The sequence below is a fragment of the Achromobacter sp. SIMBA_011 genome, from assembly GCF_046535435.1.
GTDB classification, from domain to species: Bacteria; Pseudomonadota; Gammaproteobacteria; order Burkholderiales; family Burkholderiaceae_B; genus Achromobacter; species Achromobacter dolens.
This window is the reverse complement of sequence record NZ_JAWRWN010000333.1, coordinates 1-278: the sequence shown is the minus strand read 5'-3', so window position 1 is coordinate 278 and position 278 is coordinate 1. Positions and strand designations below refer to the sequence as shown.

Sequence of the window (278 nt, the reverse complement as noted above, 5' to 3'; positions counted from 1 at the left end):
ACGGACGCGTGCGGCCCGCGCCCCACGACGTCGGCACCTCCGCATTCGGCAGCACATTGCTCGCGTCGCGCGCAGTCGCGACGATCGCGGCCGGCGCCTGTCCCTGCTCGACCCACGCGACGAGCGGCGTCAGCATGTCGAACTGGTCGGCGGCCGGCCCGCCCGAGCAGTGATTCATCCCCGGCACCGGATAGAAGCGCGCGAAGCCCGACGCGTCGCCGCCGTTCGCCTGCGCGAGCCGCTCATACCAGTCGCTCGTGTCGTTGAACGAGAACACC

General features: G+C 71.6%; 1 protein-coding gene. It reads right to left on the bottom strand.

The window, feature by feature from the left end:
* Nucleotides 1–278 (bottom strand): tannase/feruloyl esterase family alpha/beta hydrolase (locus SB816_RS31195; RefSeq protein WP_410548139.1); only part of this gene is annotated, 278 nt, incomplete at both ends.